Annotated in this window: 1 protein-coding gene; it reads right to left on the reverse strand. The window is 28.1% G+C overall.

From position 1 onward, the window contains the following. Positions 1 to 234 precede the first annotated feature (234 nt). Positions 235 to 633: a type VI secretion system tube protein TssD gene (gene tssD, locus KLA_RS17350; protein ID WP_034647496.1), complete on the reverse strand. Its 399-nt coding sequence runs from the start codon at positions 631 to 633 to the stop codon at positions 235 to 237. Between the last annotated feature and the right edge of the window lie 67 nt (positions 634 to 700).

Genomic DNA, 700 nt, shown 5'->3' on the forward strand with positions numbered 1-700 from the left:
GTACTACTTGGTAGACTTACTTGTAATAGAAACTTTTTTTTACAGCTATGTAAAAAACAACTATTTTAACTTTGATGTTTTACTAAAGTGTTTTGCAAAACTTACTTTGTTGCTATAACACTATTAAAAACACGTTGTGCTGTATTCTTTAAATAGATTAAAAAGCCTTCAAATTAGAATACTTGAAGGCTTTTTGTATAACAAATCTAAACAACTAGTATATGTTTAGATGTTTTATGCTCTTGGCCAACGGTTTAATAATGATGCTGTACCAACGTTAATTTCCTCTGCAGAGAAAGTAACTTTAATAGTCATAGGTACGTCATTATTAACGTTTAGCGTTTCTTTAAAATGCACTATGTATGCATTTTTAAATTCAACTTCTTTCATTTTAGCATCTTCATCTGTCTTTTTAAAGGTAATTTTACCTTCAACTGGTTTAAACTGGCTGTTAACCATAGCTTCAATAACAGAAGTATCTTCTGTAGACTCTATAATTAACTCAACTCTACCACCAGTAACGTTAGAAGATGGTTTACCTTTTGAATCTGTATTTCTACTAAATTCATAATCAGAATAAAGTACATCAAATACTTTACCACCGAAACTAAAATCTGCTCTAAATGATCCCATAATAATTTGTTTTTTTAAATTTAAATTAAGTTTTAAAATTTTAAAGTTTCTCTAGTTTCGACTAGTA

Origin of the sequence: Cellulophaga geojensis KL-A (assembly GCF_000568425.1) — a bacterium.
Classification (GTDB): domain Bacteria; phylum Bacteroidota; class Bacteroidia; order Flavobacteriales; family Flavobacteriaceae; genus Cellulophaga; species Cellulophaga lytica.